The following is a 15,090-nucleotide window of genomic DNA, read 5'->3' as shown; positions in this document are numbered from 1 at the left end:
ATCCGCGTGTGCTACCTCTCATCCGGACTCGAATCCCGCAGGACCCATAACCGTCGGTGCCGGAATTTCACCGGCTCAACCCCTCCTTTTCGAAAAAGGACGGGCTCGCGGACTCTCACCGCCGGTTTGGACTCTCACCAACCCCGGAGCACTATTTGTTATCTATCGTAGGACAACCGCACTGCCCGGTGGAAGTATTCCGACACACCGAGACTTTTTTCCGGCTGCCACTCGGGGTCGCCGTGAGCTGGATTCACTGGCTAGATTCAGAATTTCGTTATACGTTAATCGTATGTCCGCACACGAAACCATTAACGGAGTGCCCGTAACCGAGGCACAGATTGCCGCGTGGGCACACGAGGCCGAGGTTGGGTACGACGTAGAGGCGTTGAAAAAGCGCGGTCGAGGCCGCCCCGGTCGAGGTGCCGAGGCCTCTCAGGTGGTTGCTCTTCGACTGACTTCCGACGAGCTTGCGGTCGTTGATGCCCGCGCCGAGCGGGAGGGCAAGTCTCGATCCGAGATCATTCGCGATGCACTGAGTCTGCTTTCCACATGAGACTGCACGCGAGCGCCCTGAAGCATGGCGTCGCTGCGGAAGATGTTGTTCAGGCTGCGAGCTGGCCACTCTGGGTGGATCTTCCGGACGGGGAAAACCCCTCTCGACAGTTGCGCCTGGGATTTGATACGAAAGGTCGGTTGCTGGAAACCGTAGTTCTGGTTTTCGATAGTGGAAATGAACTGGTAATCCATGCAATGAAAGCGCGGCCCGAAATGCTCAGTCTGCTTCCCTAGGTGCCCGCAGACACAAACGCTCCCCTCGAACTCGAGGGGAGCGTTTGTGTGTGCGTGGCGGGGCGGGCTAGGCGTCCAGTGGGCCCTGGTCGACCAGACGGCGGGCGGTGCCGGCGTCCACGATCAGGTCGGTGATCAGGCCGGCGGCCAGGGCACCGCGCAGGGTGCGCAGCTTGCCGGCACCGGAGACCACGCCGACGCGGCGGGAGATGCCGCGCAGCACGTCGAGGCTCGGGCCCGAGGAGCGGGAGTTCAGGGCGATGTTGTCGCTGCTGCCATCCTCGCGGTAGAACACGGTGGCGACGTCACCGACGACCCCGTCCTCGCGCATCACGGCGAGGTCCGCATCGTCGATGTAGCCGGCGACATAGAGGTGGCTGGGCACATCGGAGTAGGTCGAGCCGAGACCGAAGACCGCGATGTCCAGCGCGTTCTGGCGCTCCACCACACGGCTCACGCTGCGCTCACGCCACATGGCCGTTTTGGTGTTGGGATCATCAAAGACGGCGGGCACCGGGAACTGCTGGATCGCCGCACCGAAGGCCGCACCAAAGCGCTGCAGGATCTCGCTGGCATAGGCGATACCCGTGGTGCGCGGGTTGGCGGCACCGTTGAGCTGCACGATGAGCGAGTTGTGGGTGGGCTTGGAGGAGAGGTTGCGGGAGACCGCGCTCATGGTGGAACCCCAGGCCACCCCCATCGACATATTGGAGTCGAAGAAGCCGCCGAGGATGCGGGCGGCATAGAGCGCGACGCGGTCCAGGCGGTCCACATCGCTGATCTGGTCGGGGACCGAGACCACGTGGGCGACCACGCCGAACTGCTGACGGATGTCGTTTTCCAGCTGGCGCGGGGCATCCAGCGGGGAACGGACCTGGATTTCCACCAGGCCGGTCTCGCGGGCGTGACCCAGCAGACGCGAGACGCTTGAGCGCGAGGTGTGCAGCTCGGCGGCGATCGCATCCATGGTCAGGTCCTGCAGATAGTAGAGCTGCGCGGCGGTTAGGGCGTCACGAGTTTTCCCACTGAGGGAAAACGATTCGGGAACCGACATTGGTAAAACTCCTTGCGCCGTGCGGCCGTTGCAGAGGCCGGTCAGGTGGCGGATGTATTGCGGGTGTGATGTGCGGGCCCGCGTGGTGGTGCGGGATCGCCGCGTTCACCGTCGCAAGACTTCACCTCCGAGCTTAACCATTTTTTCTTGTGCGTGTGCACAGCTGCCGTGCACGCACCGCATCGCACATCACACGGACCATGTGATGTTTTCGAATGTCATGTGATATTTGCCCGCCAAACCGAAGATATATCTCGTCTCACGATATAAATCACAGTATGAATGTTAGATATAACAAGTTTCTGTGTTAGGTTGTGGGAACGATGTAACACATTGGAGTCAAAGACGCCCCCAGAGTCGGTGGCGTTTCACCCCGCGAGCGTTGCCGGTCGAAGTAGACCCGGCGACGGGAAGGCACTACGACGATGCGAGCAATTGTTTTTGATCGGGAACACGAACTCTCCCTGACCGAGGTTCCCACCCCCACCGCCGGCCCCAAGGACGTCATTATCAAGGTCGCGGCCGTGGGTATCTGCGGCACCGACACACACGTGTTTGACGGCGAGTTTGAGGGCACCGTGTATCCGCTGATCCCCGGACACGAGGCCACCGGCGTCGTGACCGAGGTGGGCAGCGACGTCCACGATCTGAACATCGGCGACCAGGTCGCCATCAACCCCTCAACCACCTGCGGCGAGTGCGAGTACTGCCTCACCGGTCGCAGCAACCTGTGTCGTGCCTGGAACGGACTGGGCGTCGTGGCCAGCGACGGGGCCTCCGCCGAATTCGTCTCGGTGCCGCGCGCCAACGTGTTTGTGCTGCGTCCGGACACCGACATCCACCTGGCCGCGCTGATCGAGCCGCTCGCCTGTGCGATCCGCGGCTACGACATTCTGCCGCGCAAGATGGGCGAGCACTACCTCATCTACGGTGCGGGCACGATGGGCTTGCTGATGGCTCAGCTGGCCCCGCGCGCGGGAGCGGCAAGCGTCACGATCGTGGACCTCAACAAGGATCGCCTGCAGGCAGCCCGCGATGTGGGCGTCCAGCACCCCCTGACCCGCGCCGACGATGCCGAACGGACCAACTGGGACGTGGTGATCGACTGCACCGGCGTCATCGCGGCCATCGAGGACGCCCTGCCCCGGGTCAAGGCCGGAGGCACCTTCCAGCACTTCGGGGTCGCCCCCGCCGAGGCCCATGCCAAGTACTCACCGTTCCGCGTGTACCGCGACGAGATCAACATCGTGGGCACGATGGCCGTGCTCAACTCCTTCGGTCGTGCGGTCGAAATGTTTGAGGCCGGAGCGATCAACGCCGCCGCGATGATCTCCCACACCTTCACCCTGGAGGACTACGCCGCGGCCCTCGACAAGTTCCGCGCCGGAACCGGGCGCAAGCTCCAGATTCGCCCGAACGACACCGAGTCGCGCGAACTGCTCGCCCTCTAGGGCTTTCGGCACCCCACACTCACCGACGAGTCAGGAAATTCTGTGTCACACGTTTCAACCAAAAAATCGCGCCGCGGGGCCTGGATCCTCACCGGATCCGTCGTGGTTCTGATCGGCCTGATGGCCCTCGGCACCCGGGTCATCCCGACCGCGGATGTGGCCGCGGCCACCGCCGATGGCATCGACCCGGGCACCTACGCCAGCGAGCACTATCGCGACGTGGTGGTGGAGGGAATCACCGAGCGTGCGGTTCCGCTTGCCGAGGTCGCCCAGGCATTGGCCGAGGACCCGGTTGCCGCCGCCAAGAAGTATGCGGTTGGCGAGGGTCCCACGGCAACCTACTCGGTGACGGTCACCGGCGTGGCCGGGGAGCGGGCCGCCAATGGACAGCTCCCGATCACCGTCGAGGGTCTGCCCGAAGGCACCACCGTGGCGGTTCAGACCGGCCCCGCGCTCATGGGCACCGCCCTGCGCGACGCGACCGGGAAGATCGGTTTTGCGATGTTCACCAACCAGCTGGACTTCCAGAGCGTGGGCGACAAGCTAAACCAGCAGATGAAAACCGAGCTGCTGGACAAGGCCGATCCGGCAGGCTTGCCCGGAAAAACCGTGACCGTAACCGGTGCATTTCAGCCGCTGAACCCGAGCTTCCTGCTGATTACCCCGGTGGCGATCGAGGTGGCCCAGTGAGTGTCCGCGCCCCCGAGGATTTCGCGGTGGGGGATGTGATCCTACGGGCTCACAACGTGACCAAGAACTACGGCGTCACCCGGGCGCTCAAGGGTGTGAACTTCGAGATCCACAAGGGCCGGGTGACCACCCTGTTCGGGGAGAACGGTGCGGGCAAGTCCACGCTGATGCGCATCCTCTCCGGGGTCGAGCAGCCCTCCGGTGGCAGTCTGGAACTCTACGGCGAGCCGGTGGCGTTCGACTCGACCGGGGCGGCCGCGGCCGCGGGCATCTCGATCATCCATCAGGAGCTGAGCCTCGCCCCAAACCTCAGCGTGCGCGACAACATCTTTATGGGCCGGGAAATCCTGACCCGCGCGGGCACCGTGGACTTCGCCGCCGAGGCGGCCGTGGTGCGCGAGCTGATGACGCGCCTGGAAGAGGACATCGACCCGGCCACCCCGGTGTCGGAACTGCGCATCGGGCAGCAGCAGATCGTCGAGATTGCGCGGGCCCTGTCTCAAAACGCCCGCATTCTGATCATGGATGAGCCGACCTCGGCGCTCTCGGCCTCCGAGGTCGAGGTCCTGTTCCGGGTCATTGATGATCTGACCGCCAACGGGGTTGCGATCGTCTACATCTCCCACCATCTGGAGGAGGCCCTGCAGGTCTCGGACTATGCGGTGGTGTTCCGCGACGGCAACCTGGTGGCCACCGAACCGGTGGCAAATATCGACCTGCCCTGGATCGTCGGGCAGATGGTCGGAGCAAACTTTGACCTGGGAACTCCGCCAGACGAGGCGGGCTTCGGCGAGGTGGCGCTGAGCCTGCGCGGATTCAGCGTGGCCGACCGCTCCAATCCCGAACGCCTGGCCGTGCGCGGGGTGGACCTCGACGTGCGCCGCGGCGAGATCGTCTGCATCTACGGCCTAATGGGGGCCGGCCGCACCGAACTGCTGGAGGCGCTCGCCGGGCGGGATGATCCCGCGGCGGGCACCGTCACCGTGGATGGGACGGACCTCAACGGGATGAGTATCGCCCAGCGGATCGAGCACGGCATCGCCCTGGTCCCCGAGGACCGGCAGCGTGACGGCATGATTCAGGCGCTCTCGGTCGGCCGCAACCTCTCGCTGGCCAGCCTCGGCGCGATCACCCGCGGGGTGGTGCTGGGCTCGCAGGCCGAGCAGCGGCGCAATGTGGCCTCCATCCGCGACCTGTTTATCAAAACCGCCGGACCCGATGCACCGATCACCTCCCTGTCCGGAGGCAACCAGCAAAAGGTTGTGATCGGTAAGGTCCTGCAGACCTCGCCCCGGGTGGTGCTCCTGGATGAGCCCAGCCGTGGCATCGACATCGGCGCCAAAACCGAGGTGTTTGCGCTGCTGGCCCAGCTCGCCGCTACCGGCCTCGCGGTGGTCTTCACGACCTCCGAGGTCATCGAGTGCCTGGGTGTGGCCAACCGCGTGCTGGTCATGCGCCGCGGCGAGTTCGCGGCCGAGTTCACCTCGCATACGGCAACCAAGGAAGACATTATGGCCGCCTCCGGTGAGGCGATCGACACCGTACCAACGAACGGAACCGAGAAATGACACGCACCGCCGCCTCGCCCAAGCGGGGACTCCTGCCCGAGGGCAAATCGATTGGGCACCTGCTGCTTGAGGGCCGGGCGTTTATCGCGCTGCTGGTCATCATCATTATCTTCTCCTCGCTCTCGCCGAACTTCTTCACGATGGACAACCTCGTGGTGATGACCCGGCACGTGGCCGTCAACGCGATCCTGGCGATCGGCATGCTGATGGTCATCCTGAACGCCGGCATCGACCTCTCGGTGGGCTCAACCGTGGCCCTCTCGGGTGTGGTGGCCGGCTACCTGTTGCAGGGGGTGAACCTTCCCTTCTGGGAGGCCGTCGCCTATCCCGCGGTCTGGGTAGTGGTGATCATCTCGATTGTGATCGGTGCGCTGGTGGGCAGCGTGAACGGCATCCTGGTCTCCAAATTCAGGGTCGCGCCGTTTGTGGCAACCCTGGGCATGATGTACGTGGTCCGCGGTATCGCGCTGCTGATCACCAACGGTCTGACCTTCCCCAAGCTCGGCGGATCCGAGACCCTGGGCAACACCGGGTTCGACTGGGTGGGGTTCAACACCATCCTGTTTGTCCCGGTGGGTGTGATCGTGATGATCCTGATCGCCGGTGGCTCGAGCTTCGCCCTCAACAAGACCCCCTTCGGCCGTTGGCTCTACGCCTCCGGAGGCAATGAGCGGGCCGCCGAACTCTCGGGAATCCCGGTCAAGCGCGTGAAGATCAGCGTGTACGTGATCTCCGGTGCCTTCGCCGCCATCGCCGGTCTGATCCTCACCTCCGAGCTCACCTCGGCCACCCCGCAGGCGGGGAACTCCTATGAGCTGACCGCGATCGCCGCGGTGGTCATCGGTGGGGCCTCGCTGATGGGTGGAAAGGGCACCATTCGCGGCACCCTGCTCGGGGCGTTTGTGATCGGCTTCCTCTCCGACGGCCTGGTCATCATCGGCGTCTCCGAGTACTGGCAGATGGTCTTCAAGGGTGCGGTGATTGTGCTCGCGGTGATGCTCAACGCGGTCGAGTACAAGACGCGCAAGGCCAAGACTCCCATCGTTTCTCCCAAGCCCGCGCCGGTTGGCGCGGCATCTACTCCTGGAAAGGACTAACCATGTTTCGCAGCAAGGCAGCAAAGGCGCTGGCCATCGGAGCACTCGCCGCACTCACCCTGAGCGGGTGCGCGGCGGGCGGCTCGGATAAGCCCGCGGACGGCAAGGATACCCAGGGCGGCCTGATCTCCCTGGTCACCTCGCCGCTGGATAACCCCTACTGGACCACCGAGGCCAACACGGTCAAGGCGGAGGGGGAGAAGCTCGGCTATAAGGTCAACATCTCCTCGCACGCCCAGGATCCCAAGAAGGAGAGCGACCTGATCGACACGGCGATCTCCAATAAGTCCGTGGCGATCGTGCTGGATCCCGCCGGAGCCGATTCCTCGATCGGAAACGTGCGCCGGGCCACCGACGCGGGCATCCCGGTGTTCCTGGTGAACGCCGAGATCAACACCTCGGGTCTGGCAAAGGCCCAGCTGGTTTCCAACAACGCCCAGGGTGCGGTGCTGGGTGCCCAGCAGTTTGTCCAGGCGATGGGGAACTCGGGGAAGTACGTGGAGCTCAAGGGGCTCTCGACCGACACCAACGCCGAGGTGCGCTCTACCGGCTACGCCTCGGTCCTGGGTCAGTTCCCCGAGCTGGAACTGGTCCAGCAGGAAACCGCCGACTGGGATCAGAAGAAGGGCTTCGACAAGATGCAGCTGATGCTGCAGGCTCACCCCGACATCAAGGGCGTGATTTCCGGGAACGACCAGATGGCTCTCGGCGCGATCGCCGCCCTGAAGCAGGCGGGCATGCTCGACCGCGTGGTGGTGGGTGGCTTTGATGGTGCCCCGGATGCGGTCACCGCCGTGGGCGCCGGCGAACTCGCCTACACCGTGGTGCAGCCGGTGGTGGATTTCTCCACCGCCGTGGTGAAGCAGATCGACGAGTTCCTGAAGACCGGCAAGACCGGTGTCAAGGACGAGAAGCAGAGCTTTGACTGCTTCCTGGTGACCAAGGAAACCGCCAGCGAGTGGGTGGACTTCCAGCGCAAGGGATAGCGCGAAGTCTTCCCGATCCCCTCTAACCTAAGGAGCCAGGCATGGCCTACATCTTTAACTCGGCACGGAGTTTTGCCGAGGAATCCACCGCCGGATTCGTTGACCTCTATTCGGATATTCTGCGGGCGGTCCCCGGTGGGGTGGCCCGGGCAACCCGGACCCCGGCCGGCCAGGTCGCCGTGGTGATCGGCGGCGGTTCGGGCCACTACCCGGCCTTCGGTGGCCTGGTGGGGGCGGGACTTGCCCACGGTGCGGCCCTCGGTAACGTGTTTGCCTCGCCCTCGGCGCTGCAGATCTATACCGTCGCCAAGTCGGTGGAGAACGGTGGCGGAGTGCTGCTGAGCTACGGGAACTACGCCGGCGACGTGCTGAACTTCACCCAGGCTCAGGACCGGCTGCGGGCCGAGGGGATTCCCTGCGAAACCGTGCGGGTGACCGATGACATCTCCAGCGCCGACGCCTCCGAACGGGAGCGTCGCCGCGGGGTGGCCGGGGATCTGGCGGTCTTCAGAATTGCCGCCGCGGCCGCCGAGGCCGGGGCGTCCCTGGCCGAGGTGGTTGCGCTTGCACAGCGTGCCAATGAGCGGGTACGCACACTGGGCGTCGCGTTTGGCGGGGCCACCCTGCCCGGTGCCGAGGAACCGCTGTTCACCATTCCCGCGGGCCGGATGGCCGTGGGAATGGGCATCCACGGCGAACCGGGCATCGGGGAAGACGACCTTGTGCCCGCTGCTGCGCTCGCCGCGCTGCTGTGGGACCGGGTGCGCACCGAAGCCCCCGTGGGTGCGGGTTCGCGGGCGGTTGTGCTGATCAACGGCCTGGGCTCGGTCAAGCACGAGGAACTGTTTGTGCTGTACCGGGAGATTCGACTGCTCGCCGAACGGGACGCAATCACCATCGTGGAACCCGAGGTGGGAGAGCTGGTCACCAGCTTCGAGATGGCCGGGGTCTCACTCAGCGTGTTCTGGGTGGATGCCGAACTCGAAGCGCTCTGGGCGACCCCGGCCCACGCTCCCGCCTACCGCAAGGGCCACGCGCTCGTGGTCGGGGAGCGGGTCACCGAGGTGGAGGCGCTCGCCGCCGTTACTCGGACCGGCGAGGAGAGTGCGGTGTCGCACACGCTTGCCTCCGTTACCCAGCCTGGCGAGGCGAGTGCCGAGTCCCGGGCGCTCGCCCCGCTGGCTGGCCGCCTCATCGCGGTGATCGCCGACACCGTGGATGAGCACGTGGAGGAGCTCGGCCGTCTCGACGCGGTGGCCGGCGATGGCGATCACGGAATCGGCATGCAGCGGGGTTCACGTGCGGCCGCCGATTCGGTGGACGCCGCGCTCGCCGACGGTGCCGGCCTCGCGTCCCTGCTGAGCGCCGCCGGGGATGCCTGGGCAGACCGCGCCGGAGGAACCTCGGGTGCGCTCTGGGGCACGATCCTCACCTCCGTGGGGCGGGAACTCGGCGACACCGAGGTGCCCGATGCCGCGCGGCTTGCCCGGGCGGTGACCGCCGCCAGCGATGCGGTGATGCGGGTCGGCGGCGCCCAGCCCGGTGACAAAACCATGGTGGATGCCCTGGTCGCCCTCGCCGAATCGTTTGCCGCCGAGGTGGCCTCCGGAGCATCCCTGGAGGACGCCGCCGTGACCGCCTCGGCGCATTCCACCACCGTGGCCCGCGCCACGGCCGACCTGCTGCCGCGGATGGGCCGGGCCCGCCCGCACGCGGAAAAGGCTCTCGGCACCCCCGATCCCGGTGCCATCTCGCTGGCGCTCATCGCCACCGCGATCGCCCGCGCAGCAACCGCACAAACCACCGCTATCAAGGAGAACTCATGACCAACACGCTGCGTATCGTGGTCGGCTCGGACGACGCCGGCTTCGACTATAAGGAGGTCCTCAAGGCGGACCTTTCGGCACACGAGGGTGTGTCCGAGGTGTTCGATGTGGGGGTGGACGCGGCCGGAGGCAGCGCCTATCCGACCATCGCGATTGCCGCCGCCGAGATGGTCGCTCGCGGCGAAGCTGACCGCGCGCTGCTGGTGTGTGGCACGGGCCTGGGGGTGGCGATCGCCGCCAATAAGGTTGAGGGGATTCGAGCGGTGACCGCCCACGACAGCTTCTCGGTGGAGCGCGCGGTCCTGAGCAACAACGCACAGATTCTGACCTTCGGGCAGCGCGTGATCGGTCTCGAACTCGCCCGTCGGCTTGCCCGGGAATGGCTCGAGTACCGCTTCGATGTCGCCTCCGCCTCGGCGGACAAGGTGGCCGAGATCACCGAGTACGAGCATGCCCATGCCGGCTCGACCCCCGAGTCGTAGGCGTGAGCGTGGGGCACGGCAACACGTTCATCGGGGTGAGTCTCAAGATGTATCTCGGACACGAGGAGACGCGGGAGTGGGCCCAGGCAGTGGTGGACATCGCCCGAACCGACCCCGGTGTCCGTGATGGCCGCACCACCGTGGTGATTCTGCCGACGTTTGTGTCGCTCGAGGCCGCGCTTCAGATCGCCGTGGGCACCCCGGTTCAGGTGGGCGCGCAGAACCTCTACTGGCAGGACCGAGGCGCATTCACCGGCGAGGTGAGTGGGAAAACCCTCGACGAGCTGGGCTGCCGGTACGTGGAAATTGGTCATGCCGAACGGCGCTCACTCTTTGGGGAGGACGCGGAAACCGTGGCTCGAAAGGTCGAGGCCGCCCGGCGAAACGGTCTGATTCCGATCCTCTGCGTGGGGGAGACCGAGCGCGGCGATATCGACCAGGCGATCACCGCGAGCCTGGGTCAGCTCGGTTCGGCGCTCGCGCTGCTCTCGGCACCGATCGAGGAGATCGTGGTGGCCTATGAGCCGGTGTGGGCAATCGGAGCTCAGACCCCCGCCGAACCCGCCCATGTGCGGGCTGTGTGCCGGGCTCTGCGCGCCGCGGTGTTCGGAGACTCTCGGATCGGAGGAGGCACGGTAATCTATGGGGGAAGTGCCGGACCCGGCGTCCTGGCGGACCTCGGTAACGACGCAGACGGCGTGTTTCTCGGCCGGTTTGCGCATGATCCGGAGGCGTTACGCGGCATCCTGGTAGAAGGCGACTCCCGAGAGCACGCGTCCCCCTGATCCGCGGGATGAGAGCGCTAATCGATAGCCGACGCAGAGAACGGGGAAATGAATGACCGCGAAGAACGCACGGAACCTCAAGCGTGACGATCGCCGCGACGCGATCGCACAGGCGGTGATGGAGCACGGTGCGCTGCGCATCGAGGACCTGGCAGCACGCTTTGACATCTCGCTGATGACCGTGCACCGCGACCTGGACGAGCTGGTCGAGCGGGGGATCCTGCGGAAGTCTCGCGGGGTAGCTACGGCTCTCGCCTCGACCCTGGTGGAATCCAGCATCGTCTACCGGCAGGGTCAGCGTCTGGCAACCAAGCGGGCGATGGCGGCCACCGCGCTGGAGTACGTCGAGGCGGGGCAGTCGGTGTTCCTGGATGATTCCACCACCGTGCTGCAAATCGTTCCGCTGCTGCGTGAGCGCACCCCGCTCACCGTCATCACCAACTCGCTGTTTGTGGTCAACGAGGTGGGCACGATGCCCCGTATCTCGCTGATCGCCCTCGGCGGCACGTTCCATAACTGGTGCGGATCGTTTATGGGCCGGATGACCAACGACGCCATTCATAAGCTGCGTGGCGACGTGCTGATCATGTCGGCACCGGCGATCACCGACGGCACCCTGTATTTTCAAGCCCCCGAAACCGTGGATACCAAGCGTGCGATGTTGGATGCCGCCGGCACCAAGATCCTGCTGGTGGACCACACCAAATTCAAGGGCCGTGCGCTGCACGCCCTGGCCGACCTCAACGAGTTCGACGTCGTGATTGTGGACGCCGGCATGTCCGAGGCGGAGATTTCGGCACTGCGTGCCGAGGGCATCAACATCGTGGTGGCCCCGGCGGTGCCGGACCACCCCACCCAACTCAGTTAGATCCAATGAAGGAGTAACCATGTCCCACCTCCCCGAAACGATGCGCGCGAGCGTCCTGCTCGAAGCCGAAACCCTGGAACTGCAGGAGCGCGCGGTTCCGGTACCCGATCCCGATCAGGTGCTCATTCGAATCGAGGCGGTGGGGGTGTGCGGCTCGGACGTGCACTTCTTCCATGAGGGAAAGCTGGGCGACTGGGAGGTGACCGAGCCGCTGGTGCTCGGGCACGAATCGGCCGGGGTCATTGTGGCCGTGGGCTCCGCGGTGGATCCGGCGCGGATCGGCGAGCGGGTCTCGATCGAGCCGCAGCGCCCGGACCCCACCTCGCGGGAATCGCTTTCGGGTGCCTATAACCTGTGCCCGAACATGGAGTTTTATGCGGTGCCCGGGGTGGATGGGGCCTTTGCCCAGTACGCCACCATTCAGTCCCACTTCGCTCATCGGATTCCCGACCACGTCTCGCTTGAGGCGGCCGCGCTGCTGGAGCCGCTCTCGGTTGCCATCGCGACGGCCCGCAAGGCCGGGTTCACGGCGGGCTCGCGGGTGCTGATCACCGGTGCCGGGCCGATCGGAATCGTGACCGCGCAGGTCGCACGGGCCTACGGTGCGAGCGAAATCATCGTGACCGACGTGGATCCGCAGCGCCGAGCCCAGGCCGAACGCTTCGGGGCAACCCGCACGATCGATGCGCTGACTGAGCCGGTGGGTAACCTCGGCCTCGACGTGGACGCGTTTGTGGATGCCTCGGGTGCGCCTGCGGCCGTGCGCTCGGGCTTCGGCGAGGTGCGCCCCGGCGGCACCGTGGTTTTGGTGGGCATGGGTCCCACCGAGATTCCGCTGCCGGTGAGTACCATCCAGAACCGTGAGCTCGTGGTTACCGGGATCTTCCGCTACAACAACACCTGGCCTCTCGCCATCGAGCTGGTGGCCAGTGGACGAGTGGACCTCGACGCCCTGGTGACCGGCCGCTTCGGTCTGGACCGGGTGGCAGACGCCCTGAACTCAACCCGCGACCCGCAGACGCTCAAGTCGGTGGTCACTCCCAACGCCTAACAATTTCATCACCCGCCCCGTCGGGCATCCACACCTCGTGTGGGTGCCCGACGGGGCGTTTTGCGTGTCATGGGGGACATCGCACTAGCGGGTGATGAATGCGGGAAGAGGTATATCTTGCACCTCCGCGCACGGTTTTTGACTCAAAACAGGGTGTTTTGGGCACGCAGCATCGTTTTACCGGTTCGCGATTCGGATGTGGGGCTCTATGTGAGATCCGCTTATTTCCGGGGGCTACGGGGCGTTTACCGTCCGTTCACCTGGATAACGGTCGTTGAGAAATTGTGCACCAAGATTGGGTGGATGTGTGTTTTTTAAATGTTTCTTTGGCGCATCCAGGGGCCGCATTTGGGGGACAGTGCGCAGGGTGTGCGTGGGTGAATGGGGTGCGATTGATATATGACGCTCCGCGTAACGATGCGGAAAACCCCTATGCAAAGCGCATGACGGCTACTAAGTTGTGATCCAAGAACATGTGTTATCGGCCCGCTGCACATTCGTGCATCGGCTTTGCGCGTTTTGTGCAGGTGGGTCACAATCGGAAAGAACCGACGGCGGGGATGCCGCTGCCGGGGGAAATCGAAAGTTTCGAAAAGGGGTAACACCATGCAGGATCAGGTAGGGAACCCGGGCACCGCTCGCACCACGGTAGAGGCTGTCCGCGCAGAGCCGCGAGCCAACGTACTGATTATCGGTGCCGGTATCAACGGGATTGCCACCTTCCGCGACCTCGCCCTTCAGGGAGTCAACGTGACCCTGATCGAGCGTAACGACTTCTGCTCGGGCGCTTCGGCCGCCTCGAGCCACATGATCCACGGTGGCATTCGCTACCTGGAGAACGGCGAGTTCCGACTCGTGCAGGAATCGGTTCAGGAGCGCAACTCGCTGATCAAGATCGCCCCGCACTACGTCAAGCCGCTGCCCACCACCGTGCCGATCTTCTCGACCTTCTCGGGTATGGTCTCCGCTCCGATGCGCTTCCTGACCCACAAGCAGGGCAAGCCGAAGGAGCGCGGTGCCGCGCTCATCAAGATGGGGCTCATCATGTATGACTCCTTCTCCCGTGATGGCGGCTCGGTACCGCGTCACCGCTTCCTGGGCAAGAAGAAGACCCTCGCCGAGCTGCCGCAGCTCAACCAGGGCCTCAAGTACACCGCCACCTACTTCGACGCCTCGATGCACGACCCCGAGCGTCTGGCCCTCGACGTCATGCACGACGGTCTGGCCGCCGGCGACCACGCCCGTGCCGTCAACTACGTGGAGGCCGTGGGATCCACCGAGGCCGGTGCGATCACCCTGCGCGACCGCGTCACCGGCGAGGAGTTCGACTTCACCGCCGACGTCGTGGTCAACACCTCCGGTCCCTGGACCGACCTCACCAACGGCGCCTTCGGGACCCCGACCACCTACATGGGTGGCACCAAGGGTTCGCACATCGTGCTGGAAAACGACGAGCTGCTGGCAGCCACCGGTGGACGCGAGATCTTCTTCGAGCACAACGACGGCCGCATCGTGCTGATCTACCCGCTCAAGGGCAAGGTCATGGTGGGCACCACCGACATCAACGCCGACCCGCGCGAAGCCGCCGTCTGCACCGAGGAAGAGGTGGACTACTTCTTCGACCTGGTCAAGCACGTCTTCCCCAAGATCTCGGTGGACCGCTCGCAGATCATCTACCGCTTCAGCGGCATCCGCCCGCTGCCCGGTCACGGTGACACTCAGCCCGGTTTCGTTTCCCGTGACTACCGCATCGTCGAGACCGCCGTGGGCAAGACCCCGCTGCTGAGCCTCGTCGGTGGAAAGTGGACCACCTTCCGCGCCCTGGCCGAGCACCTCTCCGGAGACGTGCTGAAGGTCCTGGGTGTCGAGCGCAAGGTCTCCACCGCCGGGATGGCGATCGGTGGCGGTAAGGACTACCCCCGCGACGATGCAGCCCGCGCCCGCTGGGTATCCGCCAACCGCGGCCTGGTCTCCGACAAGCGTGCCGACGCACTGCTTGAGCGCTACGGCACCCGTGCCGCCGCCCTCATCGCTCAGCTCCCGGCGGATGAGCACATGCTCGCCACCGCCCCGGACTACAGCGCCGAGGAGCTCACCATTTTGGCCACCGAAGAGCGCGTGGTCACCCTGCTTGATGTCATCCAGCGCCGCACGAGCCTCGCCTTCACCGGTCGGAGCTCGCACGCGGTCCTCGTCGAAGTGGCCGAGGCCATTGCGTCGTCACTGGGCTGGGACACCGAGGCGACCGAACGAGAAATCGCTCGGGCCGCAGAATACCTGAGCTGGGCTCACGGCATCACCGATTCCCGCGCTGGCGGGAAGACTCCGGTGAGCGCCTAGGGTTCACTCAGTCCGGGCTTAGGGGCCGCCACCGACGAGAGTCGGTGGCGGTCTCGATCCGGGACTCACACACCAACGCGGCGACCAGGGGTCGCCACGA

14 protein-coding genes and 1 riboswitch are annotated in these 15,090 nt (G+C 65.2%); of the genes, 13 read left to right on the top strand and 1 reads right to left on the bottom strand.

The window, feature by feature from the left end; translation table 11 throughout:
- Positions 1-6: 6 nt before the first annotated feature.
- Positions 7-154, bottom strand: a riboswitch (FMN riboswitch).
- Between the two features lie 138 nt (positions 155-292).
- Both D9V34_RS15190 and D9V34_RS15185 read left to right on the top strand, forming a co-directional pair.
- The gene (locus D9V34_RS15190; RefSeq protein WP_121689327.1) at positions 293-556 is read left to right on the top strand and encodes a ribbon-helix-helix domain-containing protein; all 264 of its coding nucleotides are present in this window, start codon (positions 293-295) and stop codon (positions 554-556) included.
- Positions 553-792, top strand: a complete 240-nt coding sequence (locus D9V34_RS15185) for a toxin (protein WP_121689326.1) — start codon at positions 553-555, stop codon at positions 790-792. The genes D9V34_RS15190 and D9V34_RS15185 overlap by 4 nt, the downstream gene beginning before the upstream one ends.
- Positions 793-859: 67 nt before the next feature.
- Here D9V34_RS15185 and D9V34_RS15180 read toward each other — a convergent pair whose 3' ends face one another.
- Positions 860-1,846: a sugar-binding transcriptional regulator gene (locus D9V34_RS15180; protein ID WP_030149058.1), complete on the bottom strand. Its 987-nt coding sequence runs from the start codon at positions 1,844-1,846 to the stop codon at positions 860-862.
- Between the two features lie 425 nt (positions 1,847-2,271).
- Here D9V34_RS15180 and D9V34_RS15175 point away from each other — a divergent pair, with 425 nt between their 5' ends.
- The 11 genes from D9V34_RS15175 (at position 2,272) to D9V34_RS15125 (ending at position 14,990) form a co-directional block, all read left to right on the top strand.
- Positions 2,272-3,297: a zinc-dependent alcohol dehydrogenase family protein gene (locus D9V34_RS15175; RefSeq protein ID WP_121689325.1), complete on the top strand. Its 1,026-nt coding sequence runs from the start codon at positions 2,272-2,274 to the stop codon at positions 3,295-3,297.
- Between the two features lie 42 nt (positions 3,298-3,339).
- Positions 3,340-3,987: a DUF2291 family protein gene (locus tag D9V34_RS15170; protein ID WP_121689324.1), complete on the top strand. Its 648-nt coding sequence runs from the start codon at positions 3,340-3,342 to the stop codon at positions 3,985-3,987.
- Complete coding sequence (locus D9V34_RS15165; protein WP_121689323.1) at positions 3,984-5,555, top strand: sugar ABC transporter ATP-binding protein; 1,572 nt, start codon at positions 3,984-3,986, stop codon at positions 5,553-5,555. Before D9V34_RS15170 ends, D9V34_RS15165 begins: the two co-directional genes overlap by 4 nt.
- Positions 5,552-6,652, top strand: coding sequence for an ABC transporter permease (locus D9V34_RS15160; RefSeq protein WP_121689322.1), 1,101 nt, complete (start codon positions 5,552-5,554; stop codon positions 6,650-6,652). Before D9V34_RS15165 ends, D9V34_RS15160 begins: the two co-directional genes overlap by 4 nt.
- A 2-nt stretch (positions 6,653-6,654) precedes the next feature.
- Positions 6,655-7,638 (top strand): D-ribose ABC transporter substrate-binding protein, encoded by a 984-nt coding sequence (locus D9V34_RS15155; RefSeq protein ID WP_121689321.1) that lies wholly within the window; start codon positions 6,655-6,657, stop codon positions 7,636-7,638.
- Between the two features lie 41 nt (positions 7,639-7,679).
- Entirely contained in the window at positions 7,680-9,464 is a 1,785-nt protein-coding gene (locus D9V34_RS15150; RefSeq protein WP_121689320.1) for a dihydroxyacetone kinase family protein, read from the top strand.
- Complete coding sequence (locus D9V34_RS15145; RefSeq protein ID WP_121689319.1) at positions 9,461-9,946, top strand: ribose-5-phosphate isomerase; 486 nt, start codon at positions 9,461-9,463, stop codon at positions 9,944-9,946. Before D9V34_RS15150 ends, D9V34_RS15145 begins: the two co-directional genes overlap by 4 nt.
- Positions 9,947-9,948: 2 nt before the next feature.
- Positions 9,949-10,731, top strand: coding sequence for a triose-phosphate isomerase family protein (locus D9V34_RS15140; RefSeq protein WP_245992041.1), 783 nt, complete (start codon positions 9,949-9,951; stop codon positions 10,729-10,731).
- A gap of 52 nt (positions 10,732-10,783) precedes the next feature.
- Positions 10,784-11,599, top strand: a complete 816-nt coding sequence (locus D9V34_RS15135) for a DeoR/GlpR family DNA-binding transcription regulator (RefSeq protein ID WP_121689317.1) — start codon at positions 10,784-10,786, stop codon at positions 11,597-11,599.
- Positions 11,600-11,618: 19 nt separating this feature from the next.
- Positions 11,619-12,650, top strand: a complete 1,032-nt coding sequence (locus D9V34_RS15130; RefSeq protein WP_220700607.1) for an NAD(P)-dependent alcohol dehydrogenase — start codon at positions 11,619-11,621, stop codon at positions 12,648-12,650.
- A gap of 606 nt (positions 12,651-13,256) precedes the next feature.
- Positions 13,257-14,990, top strand: coding sequence for a glycerol-3-phosphate dehydrogenase/oxidase (locus D9V34_RS15125; protein ID WP_121689316.1), 1,734 nt, complete (start codon positions 13,257-13,259; stop codon positions 14,988-14,990).
- Positions 14,991-15,090: the final 100 nt, after the last annotated feature.

Source organism: Mycetocola lacteus, from assembly GCF_003667575.1.
Classification (GTDB): Bacteria; Actinomycetota; Actinomycetes; order Actinomycetales; family Microbacteriaceae; genus Mycetocola; species Mycetocola lacteus.
Note: the sequence above shows the minus strand (reverse complement) of the source record. Positions and strands in the feature narration are given on the sequence as shown.